The following is a 19,865-nucleotide window of genomic DNA, read 5'->3' as shown; positions in this document are numbered from 1 at the left end:
ATTGTGGCGCCCAATTGCATCAAGGCGTTTTTATTCGCTGACAGTAGTGTAACTGAGATCGACGTCGATTCCCTTCTCCCTGAGGAATTGAAGGACCTTATCGTGCATCTTTCTTAGGAACTCCCTCTTATCACTGGCTAATACTATATCACTATACTCCTTGGCAAGAATCTGATGGGCAAAGGGACTCGGGATAGGATTGGGTCCGATCACAGTGAGCTTGATATCTCCCTTAGCTATTCTCTCCAGGATCCATTTTGCGCTGTGTATATCCATGTAGTCTTCCAGTATTTCCCTTAGAGTTTCCTTAAGCACAGGAAAATTGGGTATTTCTTTCACCACGTTCATCAGTACCTCGGAATTTAACTGTCTCCTATCTATGCTGGTTTCCCTCCCCTTATACCTCTTGAGGAGCATAAGCGATCTCTCGGCAGTGTGCCTAAATCTTCGTTTAACCATTTCAGTCCTGAGCACGATGTTTCCCAAGAGATCGTACACGTCATTTGGATTGATCTCCGCTATTGCCTTAGCTATATCGTAGTCCTTTTTTTCGCCTATGGTTAAAACGAATCCGTTATCCGTAATAGATGTTCTCACGTCCATGTTAAGATCGGATCCAAGTTTCCAGGCAACTATCCTTGAGAGCGCATCTAGGGCTCTTCTACCAAAGAGTGCGTGGAAGATAAAGTTCCTCCTGTCCTCCTCATCATCATAAATTTCGATGAGCAGGTTTTTATCATCGGGCACATTTCCGTCAGTAAATAGGTATTCCTCCAGTATGTAGGTGTAGATTGATCTAGCGGCTGATTTAGAGATATCAAGGAAATTCTCTATATAAGTAACTATCTCCTCCTGGGATTTACCCTCTCCAATCATTCGGGCAATCCTACCACGAAATGATGAGATCTCTATTGCTGACTCTATGGCAAGGGGTAACATCTCTGAGAACCAGCTGGGAACTGTGGGTCTCTGTCCCTCTGCAGGTTTTACCAGGACCCTGTTTCCCTTTGAAAGAAGAAACTCGTAAGTTCTTCCTCCCAGAATAAATATGTCTCCAGGGGAGAGGATTTCCACAAACTCCTCCTCAAGGTTTCCCACATACTTATTGCCCTCCGTGAATACTGGAATTAATGACTCCTCTGGGATGGTACCGCTATTCAGATAGAAGATCATCCTACCACCCCTCTTGGGCCTGATCCCTTTGTCGCCCAATCTTATCTTTGGGTACACATTCCTGCTATCCAGCCCAAACTTTCCCAGAAGATAATCAACCACGGAATCAAACTCCTCCCTCGTTAAGTTTGAAAAGGAGTAGGACCGTTTTATTGCCGAATAGAGTCTTTCCACATCCTGTTCAGCCATCAAGGATGATGCCAGTACCAGCTGGACCAGCACATCAAGGGGTTTTCTGGGTATATGAACGTTGTCTATCTTTTTCTCCCTTGCTAACTTCGTTAGGATAGCACATTCCACAAGATCATCTCGGTCTACCACTATCACTCTTCCCTTGCTTATCTGTCTTATATGATGACCTGCCCTCCCAATTCTTTGAAGCAATCTGCTAACGCTCTTGGGACTGCTCAGTAGAAGCACTAGGTCAATATATCCAATATCTATTCCCAATTCTAGGCTAGTTGACGATACCACTACCTTCAGTTCTCCATTCTTCAGTTTGTTCTCTATTTCCAGCCTCACGTCTCTACTTAAGCTACTGTGATGCGCGCCAACTAGATCGGCATCAAATAGCTTCTCCTCCTCAACCATCTTCCTTATCCTATAAGATACCCTCTCGGCCGCGCTCCTAGTATTGGTGAATATTAACGTGGTTCTATGTTTCTTAATTTCATCCATTATTGTTCTGTATATACCCCTGCTTACCTCCTCTTCCGATGAGTGGATGAGATCCCTTACTGGAGAGATGACCCTTAAATCCATTCCTTTCAGGAATCTCGCGTCTACAATCTTGCAATCCCTGTCCCCTACAAGGAATTTAGCTACCTCTTCTAGGGGAGAAATGGTGGCGCTCAGACCTATCCTTACGGGCGGTGTATTGCTGAGAAAGGACTCGAAGAGCTCAAGAAAGCCGGATAGATAGGCACCTCTTTTACTTCCTGCCAGTTCATGAATTTCATCCACAACTACCCATCTAACATCCTTCAGCCTCTGGCTAAACTTGGGGGAAACAAGGGAGATGGCGAAGGATTCGGGCGTGGTGATTAGTATATGTGGTGGTCTCCTGAGCATTTTTTGCTTCTCATTTGGCGAGGTATCACTGGTTCTCACCCCAATCCTTATCTCCTGGGGTAAGGAAACCTTAGTTTTTATCTCCTCTAGTGGAAGAAAAAGATTTTTATACATGTCATTATTTAATGCCCTAAGTGGAGAAATATATACTGCATATACTTTATCCTCTAGGGCATTTTTCTCTGCCAGCTCCAGGAGAGAATCAAGTATTCCCACAAAAGCAGCCATGGTTTTCCCACTACCTGTGGGACTGGAAATTAGTACATTTTCATTTGCTTTTATTGTAGGTATAGAAGCTTTTTGAGGAGGAGTGAAGGATCCATACTTCTCACGAAACCATTGGGCCACATATGGTCTCAGGAGCCCAAATACCTCCTCATCGCTGATCTGCTTTGCCAGAGAAATCATTCAATCTATATCAAAATGAGGTAGAAAAAAAGTTGAGTTCTAAAGCTCTCTTTTGAATGTTGCTACGGTGAAGAGGTAACCCATGGAGTAATAGAGGAGCCACAATCCGGTTACCATGGCTCCGTGGACAAGGTACATGATGGACGACGCTAGGAAAAGTGCTCCAAATAATAGTATTGGGTATTGAATCCAAGTGTCTACCTTAACTCCTTTTGGTGTGACAACATATTTCCTGTTTTTCTTAAGACCTGATAAAAGTCCAATAAGTATGAAAGGCGATATCGCCACGGTGTAGGAGGAGACCTTCCCCAAGGCTCTCATGGCCTCTACTAGTCTATAGCCCTTTCCAAGCGCAGTTTTAATGAAATTATATCCGTAAATAGAAAGCGAAAGGATCCAGACTAGGAGTATGGGAGTTCTCAGATAGTCGGTGATCTGATTTAGCACAAAGAAAGAGATAAAGGTTAGGCCCAAAGCTGCCAAAAATGTCAGTCCTATGGGTACATATTGAAGAAGGAATATCAATATGTCTATTTTTTGTCTCAAAGATATGTTCTTGCTCATTATTTCCTTAAATCTCCTTGTTAGTACCTCTATACTCCCCATGGCCCATCTAGTTTGCTGGACGTAGAACGCCACTAGGTTATCAGGTACCTCTACGTAGACAGGGGAGGTGGAGGAACAGATCCTCTTTCCGCTTTTGATAAGTCTGGCTCCTATCTCTAGGTCGTCTTGAATCATTGATGGATCCCATGGACCCACCGATTCAATAGCCTCTCTCTTGAACATAGTACCGCAACCCACAGGGAAGATCCTGAGACCGCTGTTATCCCTTCCATTTAGAAGGGCTGTATCTGCTATAATGGTTGATATCATGATTCCCTTTGCTAGGGTGGAGTATGGTCTCTGTGAATATCCTACCCAGTTCAGCGTCACAGCATCGCATCCATGAATCCTTAACCTGTTGAATGCTTTCACAAGCGAGTCTCTTTCCAGTCTGGCATCGACATCAAGAGTTATTATTAGATCCCCACGGGATAAGGAGTACGCATATGCTAGGGCCCCGCTCTTATAACCTACCTTTTTCTCTCTCCTAACAATTTTGACCCTGAGTCCCTGGGGTACTGATATCTCCTTGATGAGTTTTTCGAAATACTCTGGAGGATCATCGGAAACCACTATTACCTCCATTTTGTTTTTATCCCATTCAACAGTTGTTAAATTCTCAAGCAGACCTTGAAGCGTATCGGCTCTCTCTCCCTTAATGGGAACTAGAATCGAAAGAGAAGGTAACTCTTCAGAGAATAAGGGTTCAAGACTTTCTCTAAATTTCATTCCGTTACGGAACAGAAAGTACTGGTAAAGTAAAAGGAAACTAGGAATAATAAATATGGCAATGGTGAGAATTGCTTGTATCAGCAAACTCATTGTAGTTTTACTCTATCCTTGGGGATAATAAAATCATATAGATGTCTGCTACTCTTTGGAGGTAACCTAAGTCCCTTGCTGGCTACGTTCAGTATTATCTCCTTTGATAAAGTCGGTGGTTTATATCCCTCGTTAGGGCTTCTTTCCACTGATACTCCAATTTTCCTTAAATTTTGTTCTATTAACTCTAACTTCCAGTAGGCTTCGAAAGCCGAGTTAGCGCAAATCCTGTACTCAATTTCAAGACAGATACTTCCTTCGGATTTCATTGATTTTAGAAACATTTTCCCTATGCTGTTCAAAGTTAGCTTTCTGTACCATACTCCAACGCTGATGCTGGAATCCAAGTAATTCACGTAGTACACTGGTATATTTCTATACCCTAGGACGAGGAGCGCCTCCCTCCTGTGATGCCCATCGATCACTAAAAGAGATTTTTCATCAACTATAATGGGAACAATGGATCGAGTCTCCCTAACGGAAATAATCGTCTCATTGAGTCTGCTCTTTATGATATCCTCATGCGGTTTCAGATCCCTTGGATCCGCGTAATCGAGCGTAATACTCACAGCATCCATTGAGTACACAAGTGTCGCACTTAGGTTTAATTGCTTTGCATATGGTCCTACCGTGAGTTATAAGAAGAAGGTGTGCCATCAAATTTGAATCATCTGATACATTCCTCCAGAACAAGCTTATTTCGTCGTAACCTCCCTTGATTCCCAGTCTCTTTGAAACCCTGAAGATGTGGGTATCCACAGGAAATACAGAGTAACCCTTACATGTGAGTAACACCACATCAGCGGTCTTTCTCCCAACTCCCGGCATATCCACTAATGTTTTCCTAGCCTGGGATGGATCTAGGTTAAGGATTTTATTAATATCTCCACCGTATTCATTAGAAACTATTTTTGATACTTCCTTAAGTATTTTGGTTTTATTATTATACAGACCTACCTTTTTTATGGATCTCTTGATCGCTTCGGGGTCAGCCTCACTGAGTCTCTCAGGTGTGATACCCACCTCCTTATCCAGCTCCTCATAAGCCCTCTTTGCTCCTTTATCAGTGGTGTTTTGCGTTAGGATAGTAGCTATCAATACCTTGAACGGATCTCTTGTCTTTTCCCATATCTCCATAGCCAGAAAATCCTCCGATTTTATGGTGTAGGCTTTCTTGAGTCTATTTATGACCTCTCTTCCTTCGCATCTCAAATAATTCTCAAGGAAAGATTTGAGGCACCGAGCTTATAAGTGCTCTCAGATAAACTCCATCTTTGATGTATGAGTTAAAACTGGTCTTAGAGGCAATTTCCGACGGTGCACTAAACCCTGGGGAAGTGGTGATAAAGACTGGACTACCCAGATATGAGGTGCTGGCAATCTTCCATGTATTGGAGGGAATAGGGCTTGTTGAAACCATTTATTCCAAGGGTTCCCATAAGGTATACAGATTGACTGAAAAGGGAAAGGAGGTATTAAGGGGTCTAGAAAAGGGAGAAATACTAGATGTGAGAACGAAGGCTCAACCCTTGGAGGCGTAAAAGATATAAACTGGATTTCTTGCAATGAAAGCCCTATATTTTCCTAGTCTTTCCGCCTTACTAACAGACACTTGAATAACATCGTACTCCTGAAAGCTTGCTTCAAGTGCCCTGGATATTTCTCCCAGTGACTCTAAGGTAAACGCATTAATCACAACCCTTCCACCCTTCCTTAGCAAGGCGCGTGCAAGTTCGATCGATCCGCCCACGTTTTGCGTGCCTCCGATAAAAACGGAATCGAATACTTCCCTAGCTGAAAATAGCGGAGATTCTGCCTGAATGAAATCTACGTTCATGGATAGTTTCCTGCCTGGGGATCTTGATATATATTCGTTGAGATCTAGGGAAATCACATAACATCCCAGCCTGTCTAGGTCTACCGAGACGGCACCTGTTCCGGTTCCAATTTCCAGCACCTTACAGCCAGGAAAAATCCTCATCTTTGATATCGAGATCGCCCTTATCTCCTCTTTAGTTGGACCTGGAATCTGTGATTCAAAAAAAACTATCATCTGTTAGCGGAAACATTAATCCTCAAGGAAATATTGACCGTTGGCATTTATTAGTAAGGGGCCATTTACCGTCATGTTTCCTACTAGGTCAGATAGCGAAATCATGGAATCAGGTTGCAGATCTGCATGTGTTGTGATGAGCTTCCCGTTTATGGAGATGGCCTTAATGTAAATATCTATCTCTCCGTAATTGAACAGAAATATATCATCCGTTGAATTTCCTATTTTTATTATTCTCAACTTTGTCTCGGTTGATAATAGTTCACTGTTCACTGTTCACTGTTCACTGTGGAGTCAATGCTACTCTTTTGGGTGGAGCTTACCTGGTGAAAGTAGTAAAGAAGAGGACCGCTCATGGCCAGAACAATAACTGCAACAATCAATGCAGAAAAAATCTCTGAAATCCCTTTAGATTTGAGCCTCCTCATTGGCTCACCGCTAAAACGTTTGATACTGAATCATACAGTTGTCCGTTGGGAGTCTGCGCAACGACAATAATTGAATAATAATTACCTGGGATAATATTCGATACCTGGGATATGTTCTGTATTTCTTGACCCGGCTCTATTACCGTATCGACGGATATTATTTGGTTCGTGTTATTGCCTACGATCTTGATATATTCTACATGAAGCGCCACATTTCCCTGGTTCTTGAGGGTATATTGCAAGAATCCTATATTGGATGAGGATAAGAGATTATATTGTGTATACAAGTCCTCATTGGTCGATAAATTACTGAACAGGCCCTTACTATATCCGTAAAGCAACCCTCCCAGCGCTAAGGTTATGGAAATGATGAGAATGGTGCCAAGGATTGAGGAGACTCCTTTTTTCTGTTTCAGGTTTATCACCTATTCTTTACATTACAATATTAATCCTGGAGGGACAAATGAAAGTAATATTGAAAGTCCAGTAACAATTATATATATCAATGGGTTGATAAACGTAAATTTACTGATCCTTGTGTATAATAATGCTAAAGTCAAACTATACCCCAAATTCATTAGACTTAGAGTTGATGACGAGAAATTGGAAATAGATTCGATTGACGTCGTCGAAAACCAGAAAAGTACGGGAGTTATAAGGGCAAGGGCATTAAAAGTAGTTAATTCTCTCTGTAGCCTGGATCGAGTTGAGGAGATGGAGTATATCATATCTCCAAGCTCTTGAAGTACCCTTACACCCTCTCCTCCTTTTCTATCGAGTATATTCAATAACTCTAAGATGAATTTAAGTTGATCATTCTTGATTGAATTGTTGTAAATATTTTCTCCCATCTGAATCTGTTTCTTAATATTTTCAAATAATTTAATGGTGGGTCTATGCAAACTTATTCCATCGAAGCTTATTTTCTGAATGGATGCCCTAATTCCATAGCCGAGCTTGGTGAATTCTCCTATTTCTCTCAGCACTATCGGGAAATCGCTGAGAATGATCTCTTCCCTCCTGATGTCAAGATAGGATGGAATAAGAATTATTTGAGTTATGAGTACTAGTAAACCTAATCTGAATAAAATACTGACAGGGAAAGCCAGGATGGTCAGCGATGAGACAAGACCGATTATCTGATACTTCCTTATCTTAATATGAATACCCATGTTGGGCTGCGAAATGGATATCCACAGGTAAATAAGGGGGGCGAAGAGCAGGGGAATCAATAGTACTTCATTATTGTTATTTCTTGATAATCCTTGAAATCCGATGGTTACCAGAGGTACCAGTAGAAAGAGAGAGAACATAACCTCAACTATCTCTGAGGCCTTTGAGGCGTAGCTATTGAAGGTCTCCTTCACATTGTTCAGGAGATCATTCACCAGATCTAACGATCTTTGTCCCATGGCGATACCTAGGATTTGACTTGAGATGGACACGGAGTATAGCTTGACGATAAGGCCAGATTTAAGATTTCTAATTCTCCTCTGAATTCCATCAAGAAATGATACTCCATGGAAAAGGATGTATCTCTGTACTATTTCAAACTCCCTTTTGAAGCCGACGAAAAATGTGCTCTGACTCACATCGTTAAAGGTTTCGTGCAGACCCTTCCCCAAAGAAGCGTTCAGATACATAAGAATTGAAAAGGAGAGCAGTTCTAGGTTCAGTCTTGATATGTATTCCGTTCTTTCTGTAATCACATAGATTATAGGAAGAAAATAAATTAAAAAGGAAATAAACAAGAGCGGAATAAAGTAAATCCCTAACATCAATATCAATATTGTTATAGCTGGCAATGAAACCAAAAATATAAGAAATGATATCTTGGAAATCTCTTCCAGTTTGGATATACTTCCTCCATACACTTCCATGTTTTCCCTTATTGATTTAGAGAACAAGTTCAGGGGGTATATGGATGATAAGAATGGTATGCTCTCAAATTTCCCTGCAAGCTTTAAAAATTTATTTATTCTAAGACTTATAGCCTTAAATTCAAATCGTACTCTGGACATTTAGACCCCTCTCTCTGTAGAATTTAGCTATCTCCAGCTGAATCATCTCATTATCTACTATATTCTCATTCACTAATCTCTCAAGTATACTTTTTCTCCTTTCCAGCTCATGAATCACATCAGTCTTAGTAAGTCCGTAAGAGTCTGAGATAAATTTTAGTCTTGTAGAAATTTTTAATAAATCTCTAAAATTGTCTGGTTTGTACTTTTTATCCTTGAATGACCACCAGATTATTCTCCTAAACTTGGTCTTGCCGTTCACCTTCTGAGTTTCGTAAATGGCGCTTATTGCCTTAACTATTCTGCCACTGTCATCAACTCTTCTTCCGACCAAAATGAATCCCCAAACGTTGTTCAGGAACATTATAGCTAGTTCCTTTGGAAGTAGGCTTACTATTCTGGTCACCACGTCAGAGGGCTTGCCCCCGTGGAAAGTACTTAATGATGCATGCCCTGAGGACGACGCATGGATCAGTGTCTCTATTTCCTTTCCCCTGACCTCCCCTATGATCAGGTAATCCGGTCTGTATCTCAGGGCTAATCTTGAGAGCTCGTTGATGGAAACATCGTAGGATGAGATCAGCGACTGTCTTGAGAAGAATCTTATCCAATTTTTTCCATTAAGATTTAATTCTGGAGTATCTTCTATGCTCAGGATTTTTGCATCTGGATTAGTAAAATTTAGTAAAGCGTTGAGAAACGTGGTTTTGCCTGAACCTGTGGATCCAACTATTAAGTAGAAAGGCTTATAATCCAGTAAAAACCACAGAAATGAAGCAATTTCTATACTTAGGGAATTGGTTTTTATCAACCTAACAAGTGATATGGGAGAGACTGGGAACTTCCTTATATCGAAGGTAGAACCGGGATTCGAAATTTCATTGGAGACCGTTGCGGCCACCCTATGGCCTTCAGGCAGGGAAAACTCTAGATAGGGCCTTGCAATATTAACAGATTTGTTTGATTTTATGGCGAGTTTCTCTATAACCCGAAGTATATCTTCCTCCTTGTTAAGAACTATATTTGAATATAATCTCATATAATTAGAATATTTCCTATGTATTACGGTGAGAGGTAAACCAGGGCCCATACACTCTATTTCTTCCACATCCGGGTCCATAACGGGTATGGTTATCTCGTCGTATAGAATCCTTTTCTTGAAAATATTTATAATTTTTTCGTTGAGTTCTGGACTAATATTCTTTGATTTTAATATTTCAACTAGCCTGTTTTCGGCCTCTGCCAGAGAAGTTGATGAGAAATATATTTCATCAATTATTGTTGATATGGTAGAGGATTCTTCTCGAGAGACTTTCGGATCCTCAACTATATAGAGACCTTGTCCATCCTCATCTATGATTGAGACCTTACTGCCCAGTACATAATATTCCTCAAGGATTGTTCTGCTCATCAAAATAGATAGTAATATAAAGATAGTCAGGGTAGTCCGACACTTTCAGTTATTCTAGATAGTGCCATTGCGGACTTAACTGCGGTAACTAAACTCAATTTCAGCGAGTCAATTGTGAAGCTTTTCTCAATTACTGTGTTACCTATATAAATTTTAAATATAATAATATTATATACTGGATCTATAGGAAACAGAACTTTAGTCCTAAATCCTGTATAAACGTGCGTGGCATAGAAGATCTGAATAAGGGAGTCGAATTTAACGTTTGGCGTGATACACAGGTAGTTACCCTCTATCTCTACCTTGGGATAGCCAACGGGATCTTTAATCTTTACTTCTATGATAGAATTCTCCTTCACAGAGAAGCTCGTACCGTTATCTAACTCGTTATGTGTCAATTCCCCTGAATAGAGGTCGTGAATTCTAATGGGTTGAGTGTAAGTGGGAGTTACCTTAACATTGTCCCATACGAACATGCCATTCTCATATCTATCTATGTGAAGAATAACATGCCCCTTGTTAGCTCTTATCTTTCTCATAGTTTTAGGTCTCTCAACCTTGATTATCGGGACAATGAATTGGGTTTTGGAGACGTTCCTGTCTTCGAGTCTAAGGTCAAAGTCCACAGGTATGATATCAGAGTTATACGACCCTAACTCAAAGGGCAAGAATACGTCTACTTGATTAGAGTCTATCTCTATACTCCTAGTTTTTGATCCAATAGATATGATTAATTTTAGTTTTACCTTGGATTTTCTGGAAAGTACTACCTTACCCGATAATACAGAGTTTCCTTCTCCTAACTTTACTCTGCCGTTTCCAGTCGCAACGTATATTTTTCCATAAAACATTATCCTGATGGGAGGGCCAGATAACTGGATCTTAAGAGGTAAAGAGATGAACTCGGACTCTATGGTCACCTCTTCCTCCTTATCCCCTCCAAAATACTCAAATTTTTCTACAATAGAGTTTTTATCGAATATCCTCTCAACACTAATCAATTTATCACTTCTCTTCACCTCATATCCTTTAGGATAAGTTATGGTTACGCCATCTTCGCTCCTTACCACACCGGGACTATAGCCTTCTACCAAATCTACCTTAAACAACTTGGAGCCTGTATAGATTACGGCCTTCCTTAATCCAATACCCAAGATACTTTCCCTAAACCTGTACCTAAGGGAAAGATCTTGATCATAAATTAACACCTTCCTCTGTGAAACTAGACCGATAAAGTTTTCACTTCCGTCACTTCTAAGGGGGTCTATACTCGTTTCGAGATCTCTCCAGGCGCCTTGAAAATAGTATCTGGCTATTCCATTGCAGGAACCTAAAATCCATCCCTGCCCTCGTGAAATTATATCAAATTGTCCACCGCAAATCCCTATTACTTTACCGTTTGAGACTATCCTGTTCTGAAGGTCTGTGTACAGAACCTCATTTTTACCGTACCTTAGAATAAAACCCTCCACCTGAATTTCCCTGAATGTTTCATCCCACTGGTATAGTCTGGTGAAACCATCGGAAACAATGGAAAGACCGGCTTTAGTGAAGCCCACTGCCTTTACTCCTTCGTGTGTGTAGATTTTCCCTCCCACAAAAACCGTAGCCTCATCCCCTCTTGCCAGATATGAGATGTTTAGCCTCCTCTTGAACAGGGAGTATTCCTCGCCGTTGAAGATGAACCTATTCTTGAACTCAAGTATGGGGATATCTTGGTTATCAACAAGTACATAGTGAACGGACCACGCCTTCGAACATTCCTCTCTTTCACATCTCACACTTTTCTCCTTATCCCCTTCAATTTCAACCAGGAGGTTTCCCCTTTGAAACTTCCATAAACTGTTAGATACCGTAACTTTTTCCCCAATCTCTATTTTAGGTTGTAATAATGCAGAAGTTAATAAAATGAATTTTTCACCATCCTTTATAAAACTAATAGTAACCCCGTCCGGAACATATAACGGTTCGACAAGGTCAATCTTTGGTAACTTCACACTATAGCTGCTCGCTTTAATTCACAGAGGGTGAGATGAAAATTACCTTAAGCCCGTTTTCATCCGAGGCGCTTAGCTCCGATATTTTTCCCCTTATCACTCTTTCATTTGCTAGAGAGAGATTAAGGCAAACTGCTACGTTCATGTTCCCCGGATTCGTAAGATATAATGACAGTTTTCTAATGATCTCCCCTACCGTTAATGCTGGTTCTGGAAGCAGAAAGACACGAAAGCCTAAACGTAAAGCTGGGTCTATCTTCTCGTAATTTTTTCCATATCTTGTGGAAATTATGGTGCTATTGGTCAACTCCTCGTGTATTAGTGAGGCACATTTTTGAACTGAGCTAATTCCGGGTTCTATCTCATGATCTGGAAAGAATTTACCTATTCCCGCTATCATTGGGTCTCCCGTTGACAGGATTAGCGTACCTTCCTTGCTTTCAATATTTTTAATCATAGTATAGAAGCCGTGACCCTCCTCGAGCTCAACCAGCTCTGCGTTAGTGAAAGGTTTAACTGCAATTAATAGCCTCTTTGTCGCTATGACTTTCCTTGCATCGCGTAAATTGTTTATTAGCTTTAGCGTGAAATACTCTGGATTTCCAGGGCCTGCCCCCATTATCTTAGGCCAAGAACTTTCCCGCCTCGCTCGATATTCCAACTATCTCCCCTTCCATGTTTATCAGTATGCAGTGTACCTTTGCCTTCCCCTCAATTAGGTTGAAGGAGTTTAGGGCTATTCTTTCCGCTATCTCATTGAATATTTCCTTGTAGCTATAGTTTTTTAGAATGTTGATGGCCTCATCAGTGGTTTTGGCATTGATGAGTCTCAAGATGTCATCATGGGCAACTCCATGCTTGGCCGCATATGCAGTTATCACCTCTAACCTGCCATCACCATATTTATAATGAGAGTTCCATATTCCAATTGCGCTCTTTATTAGCTTCCCCACGTGACCATAAAGCAGAATCTCCTTAAATCCTCTCCTCGCAGAAGCCTTCAGCATGCCACCAGTGAATATTGCCATCTGAACAATGGACCTAGGATCAACGTTCAGTTTTTTTCTGGCGCTGGTTTCGCCAATATTTCCTGGAACTAGTACAACTCGATCTATCCCAAAGGATTTAACAATATCAAGTTGTTCCACCAGGGAGGCATACCAGGACACGAGACTCATGGGCTTCACTACTCCACTGGTTCCCAGAATGGAGACTCCGCCCTCTATCCCCAGCTTGGGGTTGAAGGTCCTCTTGGCAATTCTCTCGCCATCGGGAATAATGACCTCTATTTCTGCACCGAAATTATCTCCTAGAACCTCTTTCAGGTTATCTACGAGTTGTTTCCTAGGAACTGGATTTATTGCAGGTTCTCCTAGATTTACTGGTAATCCACTATTTACTGCTTTTCCAAGACCCTTTCCCGCCCTTACCGACACGTACCCCCTATCGTTGTTGAGCTTCATTCTTACAATTATTTCCATTCCATTAGTGTCATCAGGGTCGTCTCCTCCGTACTTCGTGACGGAAGCAATGCACCACTCTCCCTCCATCCTCACGTAGTTTAGGGGAATTTCTATTCTGAGTCCAATGGGTGTAGACACGACCACAGCCTTCTTCATCTCTCCCATTATGGCGTAAGCACAACCTTTTGCCGCAGCTGATAGCGCTGTTCCTGTCGTGAAACCCATCTTGAGGATCTTCCTCTTTGCGGACTTCGCATTGGAAAGCGATGGCGAAGCTGGCTGGTAGTTTAGGGGTATTCTAACGCTCATGTGACTCACTTCCCCTCAAGGTGGCAATGAAAAAGTCCTCTGTTCCATGTATATGGCCAAAATATCTATTACAGAATTTACCAGATCCATGATTCCCATATCCCTCAACTCCCCCGGCATTGGTTGAAAGCAAATGATCCATGTACTCGTCCATTACTGCTTCTCCCTCTTCTGGAAATATGGAACATACAGAATATACAGCTTTTTTAAAACGAATATTAAACGCCTCTCTAATCATCAATTTCTGTATGACTGAAAAATTTTCTACTTTGCCTTTATCCCTCAAACCCAAAAGGACTGTGGGTTCATTGTAAAGTATTCCGGAGGAGGAGCAAGGCGCATCAATCAGCACCTTGTCTGCTTTCAGAACAGAGTTCATAGTGGAATCCTGATTGATGAAGTCTACCTTTCCCATATCCACACCCAACCTAGACAGTAGTTTGATCTCCTTGGTTAGCCTTTCGCGATCCAGTTCAGCTAGGATAAGGTAGACATCTCCCTGCGTCAGCTCATAAATGAGTTCTGCCTTTAAGCCTGGGGCAGATGCGAATTCAAATATGACATCTCCTTTCTCAGGTTTTAAGGCTTCGACTACCGCTACGCTGGCCTTGTCCTGAATTATTACCTTGAAATTTCGAAACTCATCCGTCTTGGTAATGTTCCCCGATCTAACTTTGAAAAGATAGTTGAAGTCCCCATCCCTTTCGAACTTTATGCCTTGACGCTCAAGGGAGGTGAGAACTTGGTTTTCCTCTCCCAGAACAGTGTTGACCCTAAACCATTTGTACCTACCTGATTCCAAACTCCTCAAGTAAGCTTCCAGGTCTACCAATCCTCTAAGCTCATCGTTCATCCATTGGGGTAAGGAAATTTTATTCGCACCCTCCAGGAAAGATATTACCTTCTTCCTTGCGGATCTTCCGCTCAAGGAATAATAGGACAGGATGAGCTTTCTGGACAGTTCAAATAACTCGTCGTAATTTACGTTGCGAACTCTCCTTATCTCCTTTGCCTTGGAGAAGGCTACAGGTAGGGGGTCGCCTCTCTCACAGAAATGTATTACTGACGAAAGGAAGTCAATTAGGTCATCCAATTTCCATCAATGCCCTCACTATGCTGACACCTAGGGCCACTCCACCCTTCACGCTTATGTTGGTTATGTACTCTACACTGCTTTGTCTCGAGAGTCTGTACTTGGCGTGAAGAGCGTTGACGAAACCCACGGGAACACCCACTATAAGCTCCGGCCTAATTCCCTCCTCTACCAAATCCAGCAACTTTTCGAGCGCAAGAGGGCTAGTTCCTATCATTACCACCTTACCCTTCAGTTTGTCCCTCCATGACTCGATCATATCTTGGGCAAGATATCTGCTCCTCCTAGACGTTGGCTCGACGTACTCCCCTAAACTTCCAAGACCCTCCCTTGCCATCCTAGTGTCCACAAGTACGCCGTTCTTAACGAGCTTTGGACCTACCTCTAGTGCCCTTCTAGAGAACCTAAGAGTTCCTATCAGATCAAGATCTCCAGTGCTCCTTATAGCCCTAAGTACTACCTTTCTCTCCTTCTCATCCAGCAGATCCAAGACCTCATTTAACACGTGTTTAACCCTTCTCTCCCCCTCTTCGCTGATATTATCAATGAACTCCATTACATGGTCATATTAGTCTTGAAGGTCACCGATTATAAAATGTTGGTGGAACAATTATCTTCATGAAGGATGAAATTATATCCCTACTAAGCATAGCGCTAATTCTCGTCTTTAAGGGCACATCTCTAGATGATATCATGTACCTGCCGGCTCTGTATTTCACACTAAGGTTGATCAGGATAGTCAGGTCAGGAAAGATCACTAAAGCATGAAATACCTGTTGTTTGAACAGAGCCCCGCCTCTCTACACTTGTTGATGAAGCACTCCATGCCCTGTCTTCCCTTTAGGCCCAGCTCCTTTGAGAACTGCGGAATTTTCCCCTGAGACGCAACGATGGAGGCAGATTCCCTTATGGCTATCTTGACCTTAGATGCCAGCGATTCATCAAGGTTTATTGCTATCAACTTTAGTACCAGCGGAACATCTCCACATTCGCTTCTCCAGATGGGGGTAAGATCCTCCTCAACACCCTCGATACTAACACTGCACCCGCATTCTCCTCTAGTTACCGTACGTTTTGGGTCGAATATTTTGATAAAATAGTACTCGGTTGAATTGGAACTTTTAACACACACTGTATCCCCCTCGCATTTACCCCTTACCCCAATGCTTTGGGCTATTCTAGCTCCATTTGAGATAAATTTTATATCAGGAATATAATTTATTAGTGGAACCGGAACATATATTAAATCAAACTTTTGAAACACGAACTTCAGGTCGTCCTCTTTAACCTTTACCGGTTCAATAGTGATATCTCTATCAAGTTTGCCCTCGAGCAGGGGAATCAGAGGAACCAAATCTGCTTCATCTGAGTAGCCTAGGGATAATTTCACGATTAGACATTTAGTATTCCGTCGTCTATTAAGCTTAGATGACCGAGAGACGCGTGGATAACCTGATAGTTGGGGGAGGATATGCGGGACTTAACGCTTACTACACCTTAGGGAGAAAGGCTACTATCCTCTCAAGAAGCGATGAGTTTAGGTTTTGGACAGCTGAACTAAGGAAAATTGTGGAACCTAGATTAACTACCCGAACGAAGGTATCCTTTGTGGAGGTGGGAGAGGTAAGGGACCTGGACCTTCCCTCCAAGATGGTTCTGGTTAACGGAGACAGGATTTACGCCAACAATCTCGTCATTGCTCCTGGCTGTGTCAGGAAAAACTTTGATGAGATCATAGCAGAGTCGTTGAAATTGTCCAGCGTGACTTTAGGGAGCCAGGATGAAAGAGACGAGTACCTCATCCTTCAGCTGGCGTTCTACCTCAAGAGGCTTGGAAAAGATGTGAAAGTTAAAAGTTCCTACCTGAGCTGGTTGGGCAATCAGGTGAGAGAGGAGATATCAGCTCTCCTGACATGGACAGGCGTGGGGACCACCGAGACTCCAAGTCTGGTGCTAGACGAGTGTGTTCCACCTCATCCCTTCTCCTTTTACGAGGGAAATCAGTTCCTTGAGACTAGACCAGGTGTGTATGTGGCGGGAGACATCATTAAGGGATGGCCCAAGCTTGGCGAGTTGGCCATGAGAACTGGCGTATATGTGGGCCAGAGGTTAAGGGGGCACGGGGGCGAGTTCAAACCCATTTTCATCTTTATCTTGGACAGCGGGAAGGGAATCGGAGTTCATATAAGATCTACTGTTCCCTGGGGAGGTACATCTGTATCAATCGGGAAGTCTAGGATTAGACCAATCTTTAAGCGATTCATTGAAAGGTACTACATCTGGCGAAAGGGCAAAATGGGATTTTTGATAAAGTTGTAGGACACCCAGGGACCCGGGGGGTGTCTGGGGGAAACAATTTCCTCCTCATTCTGAGGTCCCTGAGAGTCCTATATAAAATTTGCATAATGGGGTTAATTTGCTTAGTGTATAACTGTTAAAACCGGGTTGCCATCGCTTTAGCATTATGAATCTGTCGCATCCCTCTAGGTGAAAGGTATCCCAAGAAGAATGTCCATATCTATACCTAGCCCCAGTATAATCGACGAATAGATATTGCAGTAGAAGGCCTTCCCGAACATTCCTCTAGAGGCTAAATAGAAGGCATATGCCATGACGAGGCCATGTAAGATGGTTGAGGCATAAGATATAGGCCCTAAATTGTACATGAAGTCTGCAATTATATCAAGAATAACCGAGAATAATTGATTGAGTCCAGCAAAGGTTAACGCCTTATTACCTAATACTACGGCGAAGCTATGCAGGCCCATCTTTTTATCAAAATCCGCGTCTGGAATATGGTTATAGAGGTCAAAGCCAACGGCCCAAAGTATTGTGGCTATTACAAACAACCAGGGAACAGAACCAATAACCTGGACCAAGGACGTTGCGCTTACTCCCACGCTTGCCACCGCACCGCTGAACACGGCTAAACCTTGCACTGTAGCTATCTGGTAGTTAGCGAAAGCGGTGAACCTCTTCATATAGGGGTATGTCATGGTAACCAGAGCCACTATGGGAGAGAGAAGGAACGCCCATCTGTTCACCAGATATGCAGAGGCAAAAAACCCTACAAGTCCTATGGCAATCAGTATCTTTGCCTCCCTGGTGGTGATAGCCCCTGTCACAAGGGGTCTAGTCCTTGTCCTAGGATTTCTGGCATCTATCTCTCTGTCAGCTAAATTGTCATTAGTCATACCCGCAATTCTGAGGAAGAAGAGCGCCGAAAATATCAGGAGCAATACAGTTGGTGAAGGTATGCCTCTAATGGCCACAAAGGCTCCCATATATGCCATGGGCAGACTGAAAAAAGTCTGCTCCATCCTGAGAAACTTTAGATAGATGTAAAGCTTACTCTGGCTAGCTGTTGCTCCTCCTGGATCCCAAGACACGATTACTCTCTTGCCATTAGTGGCTTTAATTTCTTATTAAGTTGCAGATAATAGTCTAGCCCATCCACAAGTGCCATTATGGACGCCTCTATAACACTTGTCGAAACGCCCTCAGTTCTCCAGGACCTCTCTCCATCGTTAAACTCAATGGTTACACGCACAACGCTTTCTGTGTTCTTCACCTCTCCAGGAAGGACCACTCTATAGTCCGTGAGCTTGACCTTCTCTATCTCTGGAAAGTCCTTCGAGAGACATCTCCTCAATGCCACGTCCACTGCGTGAACTGGTCCCGTGCCCTCTGCAGCTTCAACCCTAGAATTCACCTTGACTACGGCAAGCGCCAATCCGTTCTCGTTTATAACCTTCCAATACTGCACATCAAAGAACTTCTCGTAGATCCCCATTTCCTTGAATGCTACTAGGACAGCTGATTCTGGGGCCAGATCAAAGCTGTATCCACGGGACTCCATCTCTTTAATTGTCTTGAGTGCCCTTTTCAACCTCTCCTCTCTCTTTTCCACCTTAACTCCTATTTTTTCAAGGTAATTCACTAGGTTTGATGTACCAGATAACTCTGAGATGACCACTTTCCTCTGATTACCAAGCAGAGATGGATCTATGTGCTCATACGCCCTGGTGTTTTTCATAACTGCGTCTGCGTGAACTCCAGCCTTATGCGTAAATGCGTTATCTCCTACGTAAGGCTGGAACGGATTTGGATGAAGTCCAGCCAGCTCATATAAGGTGGAAGAGACCTGTTTAAGCTTCTTAAGACCTTCTTCGTTTCTGAGCACCCTATACCCCATCTTCAGGATCAGGCTAGGTATAATCTGAACTAGATCTGCGTTTCCCGTTCTCTCACCAATTCCGTTAATAGTTCCTTGGACATGCCTAGCCCCTGCCACCACTCCCATCAATGAGTTGGCGACAGCAGTACCCGAATCGTTGTGCATATGAACTCCCAGCTTCACCCTACTCCTCTCTGCAACCCTTCTGGTTATTTCTAGGATCTCGTGGGGCAGTGTGCCTCCGTTTGTGTCAGCCAGAGTTACCACACTGGCTCCAGCTTCGCCTGCCGTGTTCACAACTCTTATTGCATACTCTGGATCTTCCTTGAACCCTTGATAGAAATGCTCAGCGTCAAATATGACCTCAAGGCCATGATCTCTCAGGAATTGAATGCTATCTGCTATCATGGAGAGGTTATCCTCCAGTGTTGTTTTTAGTATCTCCTTAACGTGGAGAGTCCATGTCTTGCCGAAGAGCACCGCAACCTTGACGTCCGCTTCCAAGATAGAGGATAGGCTTGGATCATTTTCTGGCTTCAGGTCTTTTCTCCTAGTGCTTCCGAAGGCTGCTATTTTGGAATTTTTAAGATGATAGTTCTTTATTTCCCTGAAGAATTCGTAGTCCTTTGGATTGGAACCAGGCCATCCGCCTTCTATGTAGTCTACTCCCAGTTCGTCTAAGAGTAGAGCTATTTTTATCTTGTCCCTTAGGGTAAATGAAATAGATGCGGCTTGAGAGCCATCCCTAAGGGTTGTATCAAGTATTTCTATGGATTTCTTGGCCACCGGCCATGGGTAGGTTATGCTTAAACTAATTATATAAACTTGACTAT

At 42.6% G+C, this 19,865-nt stretch carries 21 protein-coding genes; 3 read left to right on the top strand and 18 right to left on the bottom strand.

Going from position 1 to position 19,865, the window contains the following annotated elements:
• Positions 1-30: 30 nt before the first annotated feature.
• From QVC96_RS01910 to QVC96_RS01895, 4 genes are read right to left on the bottom strand one after another with little or no spacing between them, the layout of a single operon-like run.
• Entirely contained in the window at positions 31-2,649 is a 2,619-nt protein-coding gene (locus QVC96_RS01910; RefSeq protein ID WP_425598010.1) for an ATP-dependent helicase, read from the bottom strand.
• Between the two features lie 42 nt (positions 2,650-2,691).
• Complete coding sequence (locus QVC96_RS01905) at positions 2,692-4,080, bottom strand: glycosyltransferase (protein WP_287689785.1); 1,389 nt, start codon at positions 4,078-4,080, stop codon at positions 2,692-2,694.
• Positions 4,077-4,658 carry a ParB N-terminal domain-containing protein gene (locus QVC96_RS01900; RefSeq protein ID WP_238024846.1) on the bottom strand — a complete coding sequence of 194 codons (582 nt, stop codon included), beginning with the start codon at positions 4,656-4,658 and terminating at the stop codon, positions 4,077-4,079. Before QVC96_RS01900 ends, QVC96_RS01905 begins: the two co-directional genes overlap by 4 nt.
• Complete coding sequence (locus tag QVC96_RS01895) at positions 4,600-5,292, bottom strand: endonuclease III domain-containing protein (RefSeq protein WP_425597972.1); 693 nt, start codon at positions 5,290-5,292, stop codon at positions 4,600-4,602. Before QVC96_RS01895 ends, QVC96_RS01900 begins: the two co-directional genes overlap by 59 nt.
• Positions 5,293-5,357: 65 nt before the next feature.
• Between QVC96_RS01895 and QVC96_RS01890 the strand changes: the two genes are divergently transcribed.
• Positions 5,358-5,621 (top strand): hypothetical protein, encoded by a 264-nt coding sequence (locus QVC96_RS01890; RefSeq protein WP_238024925.1) that lies wholly within the window; start codon positions 5,358-5,360, stop codon positions 5,619-5,621.
• Here the strand turns inward: QVC96_RS01890 and QVC96_RS01885 are convergent.
• From QVC96_RS01885 to QVC96_RS01835, 11 genes are read right to left on the bottom strand one after another with little or no spacing between them, the layout of a single operon-like run.
• The gene (locus tag QVC96_RS01885) at positions 5,603-6,133 is read right to left on the bottom strand and encodes a bifunctional cobalt-precorrin-7 (C(5))-methyltransferase/cobalt-precorrin-6B (C(15))-methyltransferase (protein WP_287689784.1); all 531 of its coding nucleotides are present in this window, start codon (positions 6,131-6,133) and stop codon (positions 5,603-5,605) included. The genes QVC96_RS01890 and QVC96_RS01885 overlap by 19 nt on opposite strands.
• A gap of 15 nt (positions 6,134-6,148) precedes the next feature.
• Positions 6,149-6,406, bottom strand: coding sequence for a pilin subunit UpsB (gene upsB, locus QVC96_RS01880; protein ID WP_287689783.1), 258 nt, complete (start codon positions 6,404-6,406; stop codon positions 6,149-6,151).
• The gene (locus tag QVC96_RS01875; RefSeq protein WP_287689782.1) at positions 6,403-6,561 is read right to left on the bottom strand and encodes an archaellin/type IV pilin N-terminal domain-containing protein; all 159 of its coding nucleotides are present in this window, start codon (positions 6,559-6,561) and stop codon (positions 6,403-6,405) included. Before QVC96_RS01875 ends, upsB begins: the two co-directional genes overlap by 4 nt.
• Positions 6,558-6,986 carry a pilin subunit UpsA gene (gene upsA, locus QVC96_RS01870; protein ID WP_238024849.1) on the bottom strand — a complete coding sequence of 143 codons (429 nt, stop codon included), beginning with the start codon at positions 6,984-6,986 and terminating at the stop codon, positions 6,558-6,560. The genes QVC96_RS01875 and upsA overlap by 4 nt, the downstream gene beginning before the upstream one ends.
• Before the next feature lie 12 nt (positions 6,987-6,998).
• Positions 6,999-8,582 (bottom strand): membrane pilin protein UpsF, encoded by a 1,584-nt coding sequence (upsF, locus tag QVC96_RS01865; RefSeq protein ID WP_287689781.1) that lies wholly within the window; start codon positions 8,580-8,582, stop codon positions 6,999-7,001.
• Entirely contained in the window at positions 8,563-9,993 is a 1,431-nt protein-coding gene (locus QVC96_RS01860) for a type II/IV secretion system ATPase subunit (RefSeq protein ID WP_287689780.1), read from the bottom strand. Before QVC96_RS01860 ends, upsF begins: the two co-directional genes overlap by 20 nt.
• Positions 9,994-10,019: 26 nt before the next feature.
• Positions 10,020-11,990, bottom strand: a complete 1,971-nt coding sequence (gene upsX / locus QVC96_RS01855) for a protein UpsX (RefSeq protein ID WP_287689779.1) — start codon at positions 11,988-11,990, stop codon at positions 10,020-10,022.
• Between the two features lie 16 nt (positions 11,991-12,006).
• Positions 12,007-12,651, bottom strand: a complete 645-nt coding sequence (locus QVC96_RS01850; RefSeq protein ID WP_238024853.1) for a cobalt-precorrin-7 (C(5))-methyltransferase — start codon at positions 12,649-12,651, stop codon at positions 12,007-12,009.
• Positions 12,614-13,762, bottom strand: coding sequence for a cobalt-precorrin-5B (C(1))-methyltransferase CbiD (gene cbiD, locus QVC96_RS01845; RefSeq protein WP_287689778.1), 1,149 nt, complete (start codon positions 13,760-13,762; stop codon positions 12,614-12,616). Before cbiD ends, QVC96_RS01850 begins: the two co-directional genes overlap by 38 nt.
• A complete protein-coding gene (locus QVC96_RS01840; RefSeq protein WP_287689777.1) occupies positions 13,752-14,855 on the bottom strand; it encodes an RsmB/NOP family class I SAM-dependent RNA methyltransferase in 1,104 nt (367 codons plus the stop codon). Before QVC96_RS01840 ends, cbiD begins: the two co-directional genes overlap by 11 nt.
• Positions 14,848-15,411, bottom strand: a complete 564-nt coding sequence (locus QVC96_RS01835; protein WP_238024856.1) for a precorrin-8X methylmutase — start codon at positions 15,409-15,411, stop codon at positions 14,848-14,850. The genes QVC96_RS01840 and QVC96_RS01835 overlap by 8 nt, the downstream gene beginning before the upstream one ends.
• 62 nt (positions 15,412-15,473) lie before the next feature.
• Between QVC96_RS01835 and QVC96_RS01830 the strand changes: the two genes are divergently transcribed.
• A complete protein-coding gene (locus QVC96_RS01830) occupies positions 15,474-15,623 on the top strand; it encodes a hypothetical protein (RefSeq protein WP_238024857.1) in 150 nt (49 codons plus the stop codon).
• Here the strand turns inward: QVC96_RS01830 and QVC96_RS01825 are convergent.
• Positions 15,613-16,245, bottom strand: a complete 633-nt coding sequence (locus QVC96_RS01825; RefSeq protein WP_238024858.1) for a hypothetical protein — start codon at positions 16,243-16,245, stop codon at positions 15,613-15,615. The genes QVC96_RS01830 and QVC96_RS01825 overlap by 11 nt on opposite strands.
• 38 nt (positions 16,246-16,283) lie before the next feature.
• Between QVC96_RS01825 and QVC96_RS01820 the strand changes: the two genes are divergently transcribed.
• Positions 16,284-17,174 (top strand): NAD(P)/FAD-dependent oxidoreductase, encoded by an 891-nt coding sequence (locus tag QVC96_RS01820; RefSeq protein WP_287689776.1) that lies wholly within the window; start codon positions 16,284-16,286, stop codon positions 17,172-17,174.
• Positions 17,175-17,338: 164 nt separating this feature from the next.
• On the opposite strand, the gene QVC96_RS01815 is transcribed toward QVC96_RS01820, so the two are convergent.
• Together QVC96_RS01815 and cimA are read right to left on the bottom strand one after the other, a co-directional pair.
• A complete protein-coding gene (locus QVC96_RS01815) occupies positions 17,339-18,244 on the bottom strand; it encodes a 4-hydroxybenzoate octaprenyltransferase (RefSeq protein ID WP_287689775.1) in 906 nt (301 codons plus the stop codon).
• 2 nt (positions 18,245-18,246) lie between these two features.
• The gene (gene cimA / locus QVC96_RS01810) at positions 18,247-19,818 is read right to left on the bottom strand and encodes a citramalate synthase (RefSeq protein WP_287689774.1); all 1,572 of its coding nucleotides are present in this window, start codon (positions 19,816-19,818) and stop codon (positions 18,247-18,249) included.
• Positions 19,819-19,865 lie beyond the last annotated feature (47 nt).

The organism is Metallosphaera javensis (ex Sakai et al. 2022) (assembly GCA_021654415.1).
Lineage (GTDB): Archaea > Thermoproteota > Thermoprotei_A > Sulfolobales > Sulfolobaceae > Metallosphaera > Metallosphaera javensis.
Note: the sequence above shows the minus strand (reverse complement) of the source record. Positions and strands in the feature narration are given on the sequence as shown.

What these genes read in the sequence shown, in the direction of transcription:
- QVC96_RS01905 (WP_287689785.1), bottom strand. Translation starts at nt 4,080, where the DNA reads ATGAGTTTGCTGATACAAGCAATTCTCACCATTGCCATATTTATTATT.
- QVC96_RS01900 (WP_238024846.1), bottom strand. Translation starts at nt 4,658, where the DNA reads ATGGATGCTGTGAGTATTACGCTCGATTACGCGGATCCAAGGGATCTG.
- QVC96_RS01890 (WP_238024925.1), top strand. Translation starts at nt 5,358, where the DNA reads ATGTATGAGTTAAAACTGGTCTTAGAGGCAATTTCCGACGGTGCACTA.
- QVC96_RS01885 (WP_287689784.1), bottom strand. Translation starts at nt 6,133, where the DNA reads ATGATAGTTTTTTTTGAATCACAGATTCCAGGTCCAACTAAAGAGGAG.
- QVC96_RS01875 (WP_287689782.1), bottom strand. Translation starts at nt 6,561, where the DNA reads ATGAGGAGGCTCAAATCTAAAGGGATTTCAGAGATTTTTTCTGCATTG.
- upsF (WP_287689781.1), bottom strand. Translation starts at nt 8,582, where the DNA reads ATGTCCAGAGTACGATTTGAATTTAAGGCTATAAGTCTTAGAATAAAT.
- QVC96_RS01860 (WP_287689780.1), bottom strand. Translation starts at nt 9,993, where the DNA reads ATGAGCAGAACAATCCTTGAGGAATATTATGTACTGGGCAGTAAGGTC.
- cbiD (WP_287689778.1), bottom strand. Translation starts at nt 13,762, where the DNA reads ATGAGCGTTAGAATACCCCTAAACTACCAGCCAGCTTCGCCATCGCTT.
- QVC96_RS01835 (WP_238024856.1), bottom strand. Translation starts at nt 15,411, where the DNA reads ATGGAGTTCATTGATAATATCAGCGAAGAGGGGGAGAGAAGGGTTAAA.
- QVC96_RS01830 (WP_238024857.1), top strand. Translation starts at nt 15,474, where the DNA reads ATGAAGGATGAAATTATATCCCTACTAAGCATAGCGCTAATTCTCGTC.
- QVC96_RS01820 (WP_287689776.1), top strand. Translation starts at nt 16,284, where the DNA reads ATGACCGAGAGACGCGTGGATAACCTGATAGTTGGGGGAGGATATGCG.